9 protein-coding genes are annotated in these 15,443 nt (G+C 65.8%); 4 read left to right on the forward strand and 5 right to left on the reverse strand.

What is annotated here, in order from left to right; all coding sequences use genetic code 11:
- Window positions 1-48 precede the first annotated feature (48 nt).
- The 3 genes from ASE35_RS16790 (at window position 49) to ASE35_RS16800 (ending at window position 6,256) form a co-directional block, all read left to right on the forward strand.
- On the forward strand, window positions 49-2,055 hold the full coding sequence (locus ASE35_RS16790) for a S9 family peptidase (RefSeq protein ID WP_057164570.1): 2,007 nt from the start codon (window positions 49-51) through the stop codon (window positions 2,053-2,055).
- 110 nt (window positions 2,056-2,165) lie between these two features.
- On the forward strand, window positions 2,166-4,145 hold the full coding sequence (locus tag ASE35_RS16795) for a S9 family peptidase (protein WP_082576600.1): 1,980 nt from the start codon (window positions 2,166-2,168) through the stop codon (window positions 4,143-4,145).
- A 398-nt stretch (window positions 4,146-4,543) separates the two neighbouring features.
- Window positions 4,544-6,256, forward strand: a complete 1,713-nt coding sequence (locus tag ASE35_RS16800; RefSeq protein ID WP_235570101.1) for a S9 family peptidase — start codon at window positions 4,544-4,546, stop codon at window positions 6,254-6,256.
- Window positions 6,257-6,367: 111 nt separating this feature from the next.
- Here ASE35_RS16800 and ASE35_RS16805 read toward each other — a convergent pair whose 3' ends face one another.
- Window positions 6,368-8,098, reverse strand: coding sequence for an oligopeptide:H+ symporter (locus ASE35_RS16805; protein ID WP_056181433.1), 1,731 nt, complete (start codon window positions 8,096-8,098; stop codon window positions 6,368-6,370).
- A 163-nt stretch (window positions 8,099-8,261) separates the two neighbouring features.
- On the opposite strand from ASE35_RS16805, the gene ASE35_RS16810 reads away from it, so the two are divergent.
- Entirely contained in the window at window positions 8,262-10,340 is a 2,079-nt protein-coding gene (locus tag ASE35_RS16810) for a S9 family peptidase (RefSeq protein WP_057164572.1), read from the forward strand.
- 205 nt (window positions 10,341-10,545) lie between these two features.
- Here ASE35_RS16810 and ASE35_RS16815 read toward each other — a convergent pair whose 3' ends face one another.
- The 4 genes from ASE35_RS16815 to ASE35_RS16830 form a co-directional block, all read right to left on the reverse strand.
- The gene (locus ASE35_RS16815; protein WP_082607122.1) at window positions 10,546-10,782 is read right to left on the reverse strand and encodes a YbdD/YjiX family protein; all 237 of its coding nucleotides are present in this window, start codon (window positions 10,780-10,782) and stop codon (window positions 10,546-10,548) included.
- Window positions 10,754-12,814, reverse strand: coding sequence for a carbon starvation CstA family protein (locus ASE35_RS16820; RefSeq protein ID WP_056181438.1), 2,061 nt, complete (start codon window positions 12,812-12,814; stop codon window positions 10,754-10,756). Before ASE35_RS16820 ends, ASE35_RS16815 begins: the two co-directional genes overlap by 29 nt.
- A 296-nt stretch (window positions 12,815-13,110) precedes the next feature.
- Window positions 13,111-14,112, reverse strand: coding sequence for a magnesium and cobalt transport protein CorA (locus tag ASE35_RS16825; RefSeq protein WP_056181441.1), 1,002 nt, complete (start codon window positions 14,110-14,112; stop codon window positions 13,111-13,113).
- 42 nt (window positions 14,113-14,154) lie between these two features.
- The gene (locus ASE35_RS16830; RefSeq protein WP_235570102.1) at window positions 14,155-15,438 is read right to left on the reverse strand and encodes a DUF4105 domain-containing protein; all 1,284 of its coding nucleotides are present in this window, start codon (window positions 15,436-15,438) and stop codon (window positions 14,155-14,157) included.
- Window positions 15,439-15,443: the final 5 nt, after the last annotated feature.

Consider the following 15,443-nt stretch of genomic DNA (forward strand, 5'->3'; position numbering starts at 1 on the left):
AGGCTAGGCGCGAGCCGTTTTTTCGCGTCGTTTTAGGGGATAACCGAAATGAAAAAGCTGCACCTAGCGGTGCTGGGCCTGGCGCTGTGCGCGGCCTCGGCACAAGCCGCCGATGCGCCGTCCGGCGCGCCCTCGATCGCCGACTTCGTCCGCCATTCGACCTACAGCGGCGCCAAGATCTCGCCCAGCGGCGAGTACCTGGCGCTGACCGTGGACCGCGGCGACCAGGACGTGTTGACCGTGCTGCGCACCAAGGACCTGAGCCTGGTCAAGGTCAATCAGCTGCCTGACGAGAAGAGCGTCGGCCAGTTCGAATGGGTCAGCCCCGAGCGCCTGATCTTCAACTCGGTCAAGAAGCTTGGCCGTTACGCGCAGCCCTTCGGCACCGGCGAGTGGTACGGCGTCAACGCCGACGGTACCCAGCCGCGTCCGCTGGTGTTCTACGGCACCCGCGACGCCACCCAGCGCGGCAAGCAGGTCGGCAACGAGCGCTTCCAGTTGCTCGACACGCTGCCCGACGACGACGTCAACGTGATCATGGCGGTGACCTCGCCGCGTTCGAACGAGGGTGTGGGCACCGAACTGGTGCTGTTCGACACCCTGACCGGCCGCCGCAAGTCGCTGGCGCGTGCGCCGCGCGAGAACTGCGAAATCGCGCTCGATGTCGCCAAGGCGCCGCGTTTCGCGATCTGCTACGACGACGAGGATGCGCAGGGCAACTTCGACAGCCAGAACGAGCTCTACCGCCGCGGCGACGACGGCAAGTGGACCTTGATCAACAGCTCCAAGAGCTCGGGCAAGCACCTGAGCGTGATCGGCACCTCCACCGACGGCCTGATCTATGCCAACCAGAGCGACGGCAAGAAGCCGGAGGCGCTGGGTACCATCGACCCGGTGACTGGCGCGTTCAATACCTTGTTCGAGGATCCGGTCTCCGACCCGGCCAGCTACATCACCTCGGCCGACGGCGACACCATCCTGGGCGTGATCACCGAGGCCGGCGCGCCGCGCGTGACCATGGTCGACGAGAAGCACGCCGACGCTGAGATCTACGCCTCGCTCGCGGGCGCTTTCCCGGGCCAGCTGGTGCGCTTCTCCAGCGCCACCAAGGACGGCAAGAAGATCGTGGTTTCGGTGGTCAGCGACAAGAACCCGGGCGAGCTGTACCTGTACGACCGCGACACCGGCAAGGCGCGCTTCCTGATGCAGGGCCGCAAGTGGCTGGACCCGAAGAAAATGGCCAGCGTCAAGCCGTTTTCGATGACCACCCGCGACGGTCTCAAGATCTACGGCTACCTGACCATTCCGCACGGTTCCGACGGCAAGAACCTGCCGATGATCGTCAACGTGCACGGCGGCCCGATGGGCCCGCGCGACAACTGGGCGTTCAACTGGGAAACCCAGTTGCTGGCCAGCCGCGGCTACCTGGTGATGCAGATCAACTACCGCGGCTCGGGCGGCTTCGGTAAGGGCTTCCAGGACATGGGCTACGGCACCTGGGCCACCGGCATCATGAACGACATCATCGATGCCACCAAGTGGACCATCAACCAGGGCTATGCCGACGAGGATCGAGTCTGCATCTACGGCGGCAGCTTCGGCGGCTACGCCTCGCTGATGGCGCCGACCATCGACCAGAAGCTGTTCAAGTGCGCGTTCGGCTACGTCGGCGCCTACGACATCGACGTGCAGTTGACCAAGAGCGATACCTCGGATCGCGAAAGCGGCCGTCGCTACATGGCGCGCGCCTTCGGCAAGACCAAGGCCGAGCAGGACGCGATGTCGCCGGTCAAGCACGCCGACAAGTTCAAGATCCCGGTCTACCTCGCCGCCGGCGCACGCGATCCGCGCTGCCCGCCGGAGAACACCGAGTCGATGAACAAGGCCCTGATCGCGGCCGGCAACCCGCCGGAAGGCATGATCATCCAGTCCGGCGAAATGCACGGTTTCTACAAGGAAGAAAACAACCAGCGCCTGTACACCGAGATGCTGGGCTTCTTCGACCGCCATATCGGCGGCAAGGTCAACGTCGGGGGCGCATCCAAGGCGAAATGAGCCTAGGTGCGAGTATCCAGGCAGTAAGCCGCGGCCACCTTCATCGGTGGCCGCGGTCGTTTCCGGCATGGAGCGCCGAAGTAGATGGCTTGAAGAATCAGGGGGGCTCAATGATGAAACTGTTGCATGCCGTGGTCCTGGGTGCAGGACTGTTGATCGCCATGCCGGCGTTCTCCGCCGTCAATGTGGAGGCCTTCGTTCGTCGGGACCGCTTCAACGAAATCAAGCTCTCCCCGAATGGCGAGTACCTCGCCGCGACGGTGCCGCTGGAGGACCGCACCGCACTGGCGATCATTCGTCGCTCCGACAACAAGGTGACGGCTGACTTCCGGCTCGAGAAGAACACGCATGTGGCCGAGTTCTGGTGGGTGAACCCGCAGCGCGTGTTGATCAGCATGACGCGAACTTTCGGCGACAGAGACACGCCATTCCGGGACGGGAATCTGCTCGCGATCAACGCCGATGGAACCGATCCAGAACTGCTGGTCGGGCAGTCCGTGCGCGGAGAGGGCGCAAAGACTCGGATTCAGCCGAAGAAAGTGGAGCAGGTGGCGGCATACCTGGCCGACGGACTGCGGGAGGATGAGAAGAACGTCATCATTTCGGTGTCGCCCTTCGGTTACGACACCTACTCGCGGGCGGACGAAATGGACGTCTACACGGGTCGCCGTGTGACTGTGGCGCGAGCGCCCGTCAGAAACGCCAGTTTCGTCACCGACAATCGCGGTAATGTTCGCTTCGCGTTCGGTTTCGGTGCCGATAACGTGCGCAAGCTGTATTACCGAGGCGGTGCGGATGCTCCCTGGGAGCAGATCGGCGACGAGGCCGGCACCGGCATGGCGGAAGTGCCGTTGGGCTTCTCCGAAGACGATAAGATCGCCTACTTGCTGGCCGAGCAGAGCAACGGCCCCGACGCCATTGTCGCTTACGACCCTGTCGCGCGCTCGCGCACTCAAGTCATGCGCGATGCCCGGGTAGACCCGGACGAGATCGTCTACCGCAAAGGCACGATTCCGGTGGGAGCCTTCTTTGTGGACGGCAAGCGCGAGGCTAGGTTCTTCGATGCGAGCGCTCCGGAAGCCGGCATCTATCGCGCGCTGGCTCCCGCATTCGGCGCCGATTCGATACGTGTCACTTCGATCACCGACGACCAGAAGCTGGCGCTGGTCGAGGTGAGCAGTGGGCGAAATCCGGGCGACTTCTATCTCTACGATACGACCACCAAGAAGGCCAACCATCTGCTGAGTCGGCGGGATTGGTTCGACCCCGAGAAGATGGCGGAGAAGAAGCAGGTCTCGCTGCAGGCTCGCGATGGCTTGAGCCTGCGCGGATACTTGACCCTGCCGAGCGGCAGCTCGGGCAAGAATCTGCCTATGGTGCTGTTGCCGCACGGCGGCCCCTTCGATGTCCAGACCGTCTGGAGCTTCGACGGCGAGGCCCAACTGCTTGCTGCCGCGGGCTATGCCGTACTTCAGGTCGATTTTCGGGGCTCCAGCGGCTATGGGCGACAGTTCGTGCGCGCAGGTGCCCGCGAATGGGGCGGGAAGATGCAGGACGATCTGACCGATGCCACCCGCTGGGCCGTACGGGAGGGCATCGCGGATGCGAACAAGATATGCATATACGGCGCCAGCTACGGCGCCTACGCCGCATTGATGGGGACTGCAAAAGAAGCCGGTCTGTATCGCTGCGCGGTCGGCTATGTCGGTGTGTACGACCTGCCGGCGATGCACACGTCCGGCGATATCCAGAATCGCGGTTCCGGCGAGGCCTACCTGCGTGAATGGATAGGAGTGCGCGAGGAACTCGCTTCCGTGTCACCAGTGAGAATGGTCGACCGTATCAAGGTTCCGGTGTTCCTTGCAGCCGGTGGGCGCGATATGCGCGCGCCGATAGAGCACAGCATTGGAATGGAAAAGGCCCTGCGCAAAGCCGGGGTGCCGGTGGAGACCCTGTACTTCGATATGGAAGGCCACGGCTTCTACACCGAAGAGCATCGTCGCGAGTACTATTCCCGGCTGCTGGATTTTCTGGCTCGTAGCCTGGGCGGTCTGACCGCCGCGCCGCTGGAGCCTGCCGGTCGCAAGTGAAATGGCGCTTGTTTCGCGTGATTTAAAGGCATCCGCGCACATGCTGCGAGATCGCTTGCGTCGATGGCTACAATTGTTTTATGGATGCGCCGTCAGGCGTATCGCAATCACGGGGATGAGACGAAATGAAGCAATACCTCAGTGCAGCATTGCTGTGCGCCGGGATGATAGCCGCGCCGGTCGCATCGGCGGTCAACGTCGATGCCTACATCAAGAAGGACCGGTTCAACGAGGTCAAGATTTCGCCCAATGGCGACTACCTTGCGGCGACGGTGCCCTTCGAGGACAAGACGGCGCTGGTGATCCTGCGCCGGTCGGACAACAAGGTCACGGCGAATTTCAGGCTGGAGAAGAATACGCACGTAGCTGGGTTCTGGTGGGTCAATCCGGAACGCGTCGTGATCAGCATGGCGCGCAAGATCGGCGCGCTGGACAAACCTCAGTGGGACGGCAATCTGTATGCCATCAACGCCGATGGAACCCAGCCCGGTCTGCTCGTGGGACAGAGCGTGCAAGGCGCGGGCCTGGGGACCAAGATCCAGCCGAAGAAGGTCGAGCAGATCGCCGCCTTCATGGTCGACGAATTGGCCAACGACGATAAGAACATCGTAATCTCGGTGCAGCCTTTCAGCGACGACCCTTACACCCGCGTCGAAAAGATCGACGTTTACACGGGACGTCGCTCGCCGCTGGCGCGCGCACCGGTGCGCAATGCCGATTTCATCACCGACAATCAAGGCTTGGTCCGCTTCGCGATCGGCTACGGCACCGACAACGTCCGCAAGCTCTATTACCGCAAGACCGAGAGCGCGGAATGGGAGTTGATCAGCGCCGACAACATCGGCGAGGGCATCGAGATCCCGGTCGGTTTCTCCGCGGACGACAAGACCGCCTATTTCCGGGCCGAGCGCAAGAAGGGGCCGGACGCGATCGTGGCCTACGATATCGCGACCCAGAAGCGCAGCGATGTGTTGCAGGATGCCAAGGTCGACCCGTCGACCTTCATCTATCGCGGCAACTCGTATACCCCCGTCGGCGCCTTCTTCATCGATGGCAAGCGGGTCACCAAGTTCTTCGATACGGCGGCTCCCGAGGCTCGCCTGTACAAGAGCCTGGAATCCGCGTTCGGCGGCGACCCGGTGCGCATCACCTCTCGCAGCAGCGACGGCCGCCTGGCTCTGGTCGAAGTGTCCAGCGGTAACAACCCAGGCGATTTCTTCCTGTTCGACACAACCGCGAAGAAGGCCGAGCACCTGCTCAGTCGCCGCGATTGGTTCGACCCGGCACAGATGGCGGAGAAGCGTGGCATTTCGCTGAAGGCGCGCGATGGCTTGGCGCTGCAGGGCTACCTCAGCCTACCCAAGGGCAGCAGCGGCAAGAACCTGCCGATGGTGGTCATGCCGCACGGAGGGCCCTACGACATCCAGGATCCCTGGGGCTTCGACGAGGAAGCGCAAATGTTGGCCGCGGCCGGCTACGCGGTGCTGCAGGTCGATTTCCGCGGCTCCAGCGGTTACGGTCAGGCCTTCGTGCAGGCCGGTGCGCGCGAATGGGGCGGCAAGATGCAGGACGATGTCACCGACGCCACGCGCTGGGCTATCCAGCAGGGCATCGCCGACAGCGGCCGCATTTGCATCTACGGCGCCAGCTACGGCGCTTACGCCGCACTGATGGGCGCGGCCAAGGAACCGACCCTGTACAAGTGCGCGGCCGGCTATGTGGGTGTCTACGACCTGCCGAGCATGCACAACACCGGCGACATCCAGCGGCGCGGTTCCGGCGAGACCTATCTGCGCGAGTGGATCGGCAGTCGAGAGGAGCTCGGCGCGGTGTCGCCCACGCGCATGGCCGACCGCATTAAGGTGCCGGTATTCCTGGCGGCGGGCGGCGAGGACGAACGCGCGCCGATCTCGCACAGCAAGATGATGGAGCAGGCGCTGCGTAAAGCGGGCACCCCGGTGGAAACCCTGTACTACGACACCGAAGGCCACGGCTTCTACACCGAGGCGCACCAACGCGAGTACTACACCAAGCTGCTGGCGTTCCTGGCGCGTAGTCTTGGCGGCCAAGTGGCGACGGCACCGGCGACGAAGCCTGCGGCGGCCAAGTAAGCCAGCGGTCTTGCGCTCGGATTCGTTAGGGGCCGGCCGCAGCCATCAGGCAAAAGAAAACGGCGCCGCAAGGCGCCGTTTTCTTTGCGGTATCGCTTAGGCGAACGGGGCTTACTTCACCCCATGCATCCACTTGCGCAGCAACGGCGACAGCAGGAAGTACAGCACGCCCGAGCCAATGCCGATCCACATCATCAGCTGGAACAGCTCGCCGTACTTGGCGCTGGCGGTGACGAAGTCGACCGCAGCGCCTTCCGGCAGGTCCAGCGAGGCGAGCTTGCCGAACTGCGCGGCCAGCACTTCCGAGTAGGCGGTGGCCAGCCAGAAGCCGCCCATCATCAGGCCGACCACGCGCGCCACCGACAGCTGGGTGACCGCGGACAGGCCGATCGGCGACAGGCACATTTCGCCGACTTCGAGCACGAAGTAAGCCAGCACCAGCCACCACACGCTGGCCATCGTGCCGCCGGCCGTGGCCTGTGCGGCCAGCATCAGCGGGACGAAGGCCAGGCCGGCGACGATCAGGCCGATGGCGATCTTGGCCGGCTTACTCGGGTTGAGCCCACGCCGCTCCAGCCACGGCCACAGCCAGGCGAAGATCGGCGACAGCACGATGATGAAGAACGCGCCGAGGAAGGTCAGCGAACTGGCGGTCTGCGGCTTCAGCACCACGTCGTGGAAGGAGGCCACCGCCAATCCCAAGGCCAGCAGGCCGACCATGGTCTTGGCCAGTCCGGCGTTGCCGCGATCGCTGGCCTTCAGCGCGGCGATCATCAGGAACGGGCTGGCCGCCAGCAGGAACAGCGACCACGGCAAGGCACCGCTGCTGATGCCGCTGAGGCTGGGGAACATGTCCTTGGTCAGCAGGCGGTCGCTGAAGGTGATCCAGCTGCCGTAGGTCTGCTCGTACAGCGTGAAGAACACCAGTACGCCGACGATCATCAGGAGCAGCGAGATCATCTGCTCGCGCTGCACCTTGTTGCATTTCGTGATCAGGAAGTAGATGAACCACAGGCCGAAGCCGGCTGCGATCAGGTGCATGGCGCCATGCACGGTCGCGGTGCGCTGGATCAGCTGCCAGACCACGGCTACGCCGGCGAACGAGCCGAGGTAGATCCACCACTCGCGCGACAGGCCTGCGATGCGTTCGCGCAGCAAGCCGGGATTCGTTGGGGCGGCATGGCCGTACAGATACTTCTGGCCCCAGATGAACATGATCAGCCCGGCGACCATGCCGACGCCGGCGGCGCCGAAGCCGTACTTCCAGCCATAGGTCTCGCCCAGGAAGGCGCAGATCAGACTGGCGAACATCGCGCCGACGTTGATGCCGGCGTAGAACAGGGTGAAGCCGGAATCGCGACGCGGATCGTTTTCGGGGTAGAGCTTGCCGACGATGGTCGAGATGTTCGGCTTCAGGAAGCCCACGCCCATGATGATCAGCGCCAGCGACAGGTAGAACACCTGCAGCGCGGCGGCGTCGCGTTGGATCGTGCCGTCGGCCAGTCGAACGGCCTGGTGGCCCTCGTAGGCCATGCCCAGATGGCCCAGCACCAGCAGCACGCCGCCCAGCACCACCGCCTTGCCCATGCCCAGGTAGCGGTCGGCCAGTACGCCGCCGATCACCGGCATGGCGTAGACCAGGCCGCCGTAGGCGCCGAGCAGGTCGTAGCCGGCGTCGTCCGTGAACAGGTGGTACTTCAGCAAATACAGCAGCAGCAGCGCCTTCATGCCGTAGAAGGAGAAGCGCTCCCACATCTCGGTGAAGAAGCAGACGTAGAGGCCTTTGGGATGGCCGAAGAACTCGCCGTGGGCCGGCGTCGATGCGGTTGCAGGTACGGTCACAACGGGCTCCGTAGGGAGGGGCTTGCGGGACGGCATTCGGGACAATCGGGGGAGTATAGCGGCGCCGGCCCGGTCGCCCGATCCGGCCCGGGCCCGCCCCCGGCCTTTGCGGGTCCCCGCCCGGACCCCTACCATCGACGTTTTGGCCCCGCCCGGAGTTCCCATGAACCTGCGTCACGCTGTCCTGCCGTTGCTGATCGCGGCCGCGCTGCCCGCCACCGCCGCCCCGCGCGGCTTCGAAGTGCGCGACATGGCCACCATGGACCGCGTGTCCTCGCCGACCGTGTCGCCGGACGGGCGCCGGCTGGTGTTCGCCAAGCGCAAGGTCGATTTCGCCGCCAACAAGTCCAGCACCGGCCTGTTCGTCGAAGACCTGTTCGCGCGCGATGCGGCGCCGCCGCAGCCGCTCACGCCCGCGGGCTGGAGCGTGAACTCGCCGGCCTTCTCGCCCGACGGCCGCACGGTTTACTTCCTCAGCGCCAAGTCCGGCAGCCAGCAGCTGTACTCGATCCCGGCCACCGGCGGCACGCCCAAGCAGCTCACCGCGTTCGCGGCCGACGTCGGCAGCTTCCAGCTTTCGCCCGACGGCAAGCGCGTGGCCTTCAGCGCCGAGACCTACGTGGACTGCGACGCCGATCTGGCCTGCAGCAAGAAGCGCGTCGACGAGCGCGCGGCCAGCAAGGCCAGCGGCGTGGTCTTCGACCGCATGTTCGTACGTCACTGGGACGCCTGGAACGACGGTCGCCTGAATCGCCTGTTCGTGGTCGCGCTGCCGCAGGCGAACAAGCAGGGCGTGATCAAGCCGGTCGCCACCGCCACCCTGATCGGCGCCGACGTGATCGGCGACGTGCCTTCGCGCCCGTTCGGCGACAGCAGCGAGTACGCCTGGGCGCCCGACGGCGAGTCGTTGGTGCTGAGCGCGCGCCAGGCCGACGCCAAGGAGCCTTGGTCGACCAACTTCGATCTCTATCGCGTGCGCGCCGACGGCAGCGGCGCCGCTCAGAACCTCACCCCCGACAATCCCGCCTGGGACACCGGCCCGGTGTTCAGCGACGACGGCGGCACCTTGTACTACCGCGCGATGAAGCGTCCGGGCTTCGAGGCCGACCGTTTCGGCCTGATGGCGCTGGACCTGGGCAGCGGCCAGCGCCGCGAGATCGCGCCGAAGTGGGACCGTTCGGCCGAGAACATCGTGCTGTCCGCCGACGGCAAGACCATCTACACCACCGCCCAGGACCTGGGCCAGTTGCCGGTGTTCGGCGTCGACATCGCCAACGGCAGCGCGACCCGCGTGATCGGCGAGGGCAGCGTGTCCTCGCTGGTGCGCGGCGGCCCGACCCTGGCCTTCACCCGTAACAGCCTCAAGAGCGGCGATCAGGTCTTCGTCGGCGGCGTCGAGGGCGCGCCGGTGCGCGCGATCACGCCCAGCGCCAGCGAGATGCTCAAGGACGTGGCTTTCGGCGACTACGAGCAGTTCGAGTTCAAGGGCTGGAACGGCGACACCGTGCGCGGCTACGTGGTCAAGCCCTGGAATTACCAGGAAGGCCAGCGCTATCCGGTCGCGTTCCTGATCCACGGCGGCCCGCAGGGCAGCTTCGGCGACGGCTGGAGCTATCGCTGGAATCCGCAGACCTACGCCGGCCAGGGCTATGCCGTGGTCATGATCGACTTCCACGGCTCCACCGGCTACGGCCAGGCCTTCACCGATGCGATCAGCCAGCATTGGGGCGATCGTCCGCTGGAAGACCTGCAGAAGGGCTGGGCGGCGGCGCAGAAGAAGTACTCCTTCCTCAACGGCGACAAAGCCTGCGCGCTGGGCGCGTCCTACGGCGGCTTCATGGTCAACTGGATCGCCGGCAACTGGAACCAGCCCTGGAAGTGCCTGGTCAATCACGACGGCGTGTTCGACCAGCGCATGATGGGCTACGCCACCGAGGAGCTGTGGTTCACCGAATGGGAGCAGGGCGGCACGCCTTACGCGGTGCCGAAGAACTACGAGCGCTTTAACCCGGTCAACCACGTCGACAAGTGGCGCGTGCCGATGCTGGTGGTGCACGGCCAGCTCGATTTCCGCATCCCGGTCGAACAGGGGCTGGCCGCGTTCACGGCGCTGCAGCGCCAGGGCATCGAGTCCAAGTTCCTGTATTTCCCCAACGAGAACCACTGGGTGCTCAAGCCGCAGAACAGCGTACTCTGGCACGACACGGTCAATGGCTGGCTGAAGCAGCACATCGGTCAGTGAGTTTGCGCCCCTCTCCCGCGCGCGGGAGAGGGTTAGGGCGAGGGTGCGTGTGCGTGTGCGCGACAGTGTAGGCTGCCTAAGTCGCAGACGCACCGCATCGCACGCAGCCGTTCGGCATGGCGATGATGCGGTTGTCACCGCATCCTACGAATCTCGAAAAAAGGCCGCCCAAGGGCGGCCTTTTCTTTGCGGCGATACGGCGCCCTCAACAACAGCGCGACCGGCCCTTCCCGTACCGCGCCAACATCCGCTCATGGAAGAAGGCATCGCGCGACATCGGTGCTACATCCGGATGCGCGCGCCGCATGTGTTCGACGTAGTAGTCGTAGTCGGGTATCCCGATCGCCAGGCGCGCGGTCTGCGCCGCCGTGCGCCACCAGCGCAACAGCAGCGACCAGACCAGCAGACCGGCCTCAGCGAGCCAGCGTATCGAGCGCGACATAATCGCTCTCCTTGGCCGTGGCCACGTTGTTGCGACGCGCCGCGAAGGCCGCGCGCAGGCCAAAGAACACCGTCGCCACCACCACCGCGACGAACAGCGCGGTCAGGCCGGCGTCGAGGTAGTTGTTGAACACCACCCGCTGCATTTCCTCGACCGACTTGGCCGGGGCCAGCACCTCGCCGCGCGCTGCGGCGTCGGCGAACTTGCGCGCGTTGGCGATGAAACCGATCTTGGGGTTGGGGTCGAACAGCTTCTGCCAGCCCGCGGCGAGGGTGCAGATCAGCAGCCAGACGGTCGGGATCAGCGGAATCCACAGGTACTTCTCGCGCTTCATCTTCACCATCACCACGCAGCAGAACACCAGCGCCAGGCCGGCGAGCATCTGATTGGCGATGCCGAACAGCGGCCACAGGGTGTTGATGCCGCCCAGCGGATCGACCACGCCCTGGTACAGGAAGTAGCCCCACATCGACACCGCGAGCAGGGTGCTGGCGATGTTGGCGGCCCAACTGTCGGTGCGCTGGAACGGCGCGTAGGCCAGGCCGACCAGTTCCTGGATCATGAAGCGCGCCACGCGTGTGCCGGCGTCGATGGTGGTCAGGATGAACAGCGCTTCGAACAGGATCGCGTAGTGGTACCAGAAGGCCATCATGCCGTCGCCCGGGATCAGCCCGTGCAGGATCTGGGCCATGCCCACCGCCAGGGTCGGGGCGCCGCCGGTGCGCGACAGGATCGTGCCTTCGCCGATTTCCTTGGCGGTGGCGGTCAACACGTCGGGGGTGATCACGAAGCCCCAGTTGGAGATCGCCAGGGCGGCCGATTCGGCGGTGGTGCCGATCAGCGCGCCCGGCGAGTTCATCGCGAAATAGACGCCCGGCTGCAGCACGCAGGCGGCGATCAGGGCCATGATCGCGACGAAGGCTTCCATCAACATGCCGCCGTAGCCGACCAGGCGGATGTCGCCTTCGCTGGAAATCATCTTGGGCGTGGTGCCCGAGGAGATCAGCGAGTGGAAGCCGGACACCGCGCCGCAGGCGATGGTGATGAACAGGAACGGGAACAGCTTGCCGGAGAACACCGGGCCGGTGCCGTCGACGAACTGGGTCATCGCCGGCATCTGCAGATGCGGCGCGGCGATCACGATCGCCAGGGCCAGCACCAGCACCGTGCCGATCTTGAGGAAGGTCGACAGGTAGTCGCGCGGCGCCAGCAGGAACCACACCGGCAGCACCGAGGCGATGAAGCCGTAGCCGATCATCAGCCAGGCCAGGGTCGTGCCCTTGAGGTGGAAGATCTCGCCCCAGGTCGGGTCCGCGGCGACCTTGCCGCCCAGCCAGATCGCCAGCAGCAACAGGACGAAGCCGATGATCGACACTTCCAGGATGCGGCCCGGGCGGAAGTAGCGCAGGTACACGCCCATCAGGATCGCGATCGGGATGGTCATGGCGACCGTGAAGGTGCCCCAGGGGCTTTCCGCCAGGGCCTTGACCACCACCAGCGCCAGCACCGCCAGCAGGATCACCATGATCATCAGGATGCCGATCATCGAGATCACGCCGGCCGCGGGACCCATCTCGGCGCGGATCATCTCGCCCAGCGAGCGCCCGTCGCGGCGGGTGGAGAAGAACAGCACCAGCATGTCCTGGACCGCGCCGGCCAGGACCACGCCGAACAGGATCCACAAGGTGCCGGGCAGGTAGCCCATCTGCGCCGCCAGCACCGGGCCGACCAGCGGGCCGGCGCCGGCGATGGCCGCGAAGTGGTGGCCGAACACCACGCTCTTCTCGGTGGGGACGTAGTCCAGGCCGTCGTTGCGGCGCCAGGCCGGGGTCGCGCGGCTGGGATCGACCAGCAGGGCGCGCTGGGCGATGAAGCGGCCGTAGAAGCGATAGGCGATGGTGAACGTGGAGACCGCCGCGACCACCAGCCACATCGCGCTGATGGATTCGCCGCGGTTCAGGGCCACGGTACCCAGGCAGAACGCCGCCAGTACCGCGAGCAGGCCCCAACCGAGCCAGGACAGAGCTTTCATCGACGCCTCTCCAAATGGACTTGGGCAGCGTCGCCCCTGGGTCCGCCCGGGGTCAATGCGCAGTGCGGCATCGGGGCTAGTACTTTGGTCTAAGGCCGGGCGATGGCCGCTATTCATCGGCGCGCGACGGCCCAGGCTCTGCTCAGGGGTAGGAGCGGCGTGAGCCGCGACCGTGAGGCTTCGGCGACGACGCGGTCGCGGATCGCGGTTGCGCGGCTATGGGATATAGCGCGGTCGCGGCTTACGCCGCTCCTACCCCAAAGCGGATGCGTGGCGGATGTCGGGTGCCGCTTGGGCTACAACCACTTGGCGCGGCGCAGCAGGCCGAACAGGACCACGCAGACCACGGCGGTTATGCCGATCACGATCCAGTAGCTGTGCTCGCCCGCGAGTTCCGGCATGTGGACGAAGTTCATGCCGTACCAGCTCGCGATCAGGGTCGGCGCGGCCAGCAGCGCGGCCCAGCCGGCCAGGCGCTTGACCACCTCGCCCTGGCGGATGGTCACCAGCGACAGGTTCACGCTCATCGCCGCGGTCAGCATCTCGCGCAGGGTGTCGGTGGTTTCGTTGATGCGCACGGCGTGGTCGAGCACGTCGCGGAAATACAGCTGGCTTTCCTCGTCGATCAGGGCGCTGCGCGAGCGCGCGAGCTGGCCCAGGATGTCCTGCAGCGGCGATACCGCCATGCGCAGGCGGGTGAGTTCGCGCTTGAGGTCGTAGAGCTTTTCGACCGTGCCCTTGCGGAAGTCCTCGGCGAACACGTCCTTTTCCAGCTCGTTGAGCTCCTGGCTGAACTCGTCGACGATCGGGGTGAAATTGTCGACCACCATGTCCAGCACCACGTACAGCGCCGAGGCCGGGCCGTGCCGCAGTTCCTCTGATTCGCGCTCCAGGCGCAGGCGCGCGGCCGCGTAGCTGCTGGAGGCGCCGTGGCGCACCGAGACCAGGTAGCGCGGACCGACGAACAAGTGGGTTTCGCCGAAGCGGATATGGCTGTCGACGGTCTGCGCGGTGTGCACGACGATGAACAGCGAATTGCCGTAGGTTTCGATCTTGGGGCGCTGATGCGCGTTGTGCGCATCCTCGATCGCCAGATCGTGCAGGCAGAATTCTTCCTGCAGCTTCTCCAGGATGCCTTCGTCGGGCTCGTACAGGCCGACCCAGACGAAGCTGCCGTCGTCGACCGCGAGCACGTCGCTGATCTGGTCCAGGCTGATGTCGCTGCGAACGCCTTCGCGGCTGTAGGCCGCGCAGTTGATCACGCACTGAGGCAGGTTGGGATCCTTCATCCCGCGCATCGTGCCCGTGCGAGGCCGCGCGGGCAAGCCGCGCGCGTTCCCTCAGCGCTTGCGAAAGCCCGCGAGCAGGCCCAAATGCAGGGGCAGGATCAGGCTGATCCAGTGCACGTTGCGCTGCGGCTGCATCGGCAGCCAATGCGCGAACAGCGCCAGCACCGCGCAGGCCGCGACCGCCGCCAGGATGCGCCCGAACCAGGGCCCGGCATCGCGTCCGCGCAGCACGCGCCAACCGCCCAGCCACAACAGCCAGCACAGCGGATTGAACAGCAGCAGGTTCTGGTTGGCCCAGCCGTAGGTGTGTTGGGTACCGAACCAGATGAACAGCATCAGCGCCGACAGGATGCCGCACAGGGTCCACAACGGCAGCGCGATCGCCGCCAGCAGGCGCGGGCGGCGCCGGCCCAGCCAGGCCAGGCCCAGCCCGACGACCACGCCGGACAGGGCCCAGGGCACCCAGTCGATCGGGGCGTCGACCGGTTCGGGCGCGATCCGATGCGGCAGGATTTCCTGTTCGGACAGGACCAGCGGGCGGCCCTGGGTGTTCTTGGTCTCGCGCAGCGCCGCGGCCAGGCGCATCGGCACGTAGGACTCGCTCCACACCGGCAACGGGCGATCGGCCGACGGCCCCAGGCCGATGTCGAAGCCCAGCCACATCCACGGCGCGGGCGAGGCCAGGCGCACCGCCTCGCTGCGGAAGGTGCTGCCGTGCGAGCGGCCCTCGATCTGCCGGCGCAGCGCGCCGCCCAGCGCCCGGTCGATGGCGTCGCGCACGCGGGTGGCGCAGTTGTCGTCGAAGTACTGGTAGCGGTAGTAGGCGTTCTCGGGCTTGGCGTTCTCGGCCAGGGTGGCGGCAAGCGTGCGCGCCTGATCGTCGTCCAGGTCCAGCCACTGGATCGACACGCCGCGGCCTTCCTCGCGGTACAGCGCCAGGTCCTGCTCGAATGGCAGCGCGGCCAGGCGGTAGCGCATGTCGTTGCGCATGAAGCGGGCGACGAAGTCCGGCGCTTCCGGGTCGAAGAAGCCGAAGTTGTAGGAGGTGGCCGCGCCGGTGTCGGGATCCAGCACCACGATCGAGTCGTGGCCGAAGCGTTCCCAGAAAATCTCGCCCGGCTGCATGGTCGCCATGCCGATGCGCGGTACGGCCGCGGATGCCGTGGCGACGGTCGGCGGCTCGCTTTGCGTCGAGGCGTCCTGCGGCGCGGCCTGCTCGGGCGGCGCGGCAGAGGCGACCATGGCGCACAGCCACAGTGCGGCGACGGCGAACAGCGAGGGCAGGGCGCGGCGTATGGAGTTCAAGGCGGACAGCCGGTCGTCGGGTCGGGCCATTCTAA

Source organism: Lysobacter sp. Root916 (assembly GCF_001429785.1).
Lineage (GTDB): Bacteria > Pseudomonadota > Gammaproteobacteria > Xanthomonadales > Xanthomonadaceae > Lysobacter.

Bases quoted from the DNA above. Each gene is read 5' to 3' on its own strand.
- ASE35_RS16810 (WP_057164572.1), top strand. From the start codon at position 8,262: ATGAACCTGCGTCACGCTGTCCTGCCGTTGCTGATCGCGGCCGCGCTG.
- ASE35_RS16825 (WP_056181441.1), bottom strand. From the start codon at position 14,112: ATGCGCGGGATGAAGGATCCCAACCTGCCTCAGTGCGTGATCAACTGC.
- ASE35_RS16815 (WP_082607122.1), bottom strand. From the start codon at position 10,782: ATGTCGCGCTCGATACGCTGGCTCGCTGAGGCCGGTCTGCTGGTCTGG.
- ASE35_RS16820 (WP_056181438.1), bottom strand. From the start codon at position 12,814: ATGAAAGCTCTGTCCTGGCTCGGTTGGGGCCTGCTCGCGGTACTGGCG.
- ASE35_RS16790 (WP_057164570.1), top strand. From the start codon at position 49: ATGAAAAAGCTGCACCTAGCGGTGCTGGGCCTGGCGCTGTGCGCGGCC.
- ASE35_RS16795 (WP_082576600.1), top strand. From the start codon at position 2,166: ATGATGAAACTGTTGCATGCCGTGGTCCTGGGTGCAGGACTGTTGATC.
- ASE35_RS16830 (WP_235570102.1), bottom strand. From the start codon at position 15,438: ATGGCCCGACCCGACGACCGGCTGTCCGCCTTGAACTCCATACGCCGC.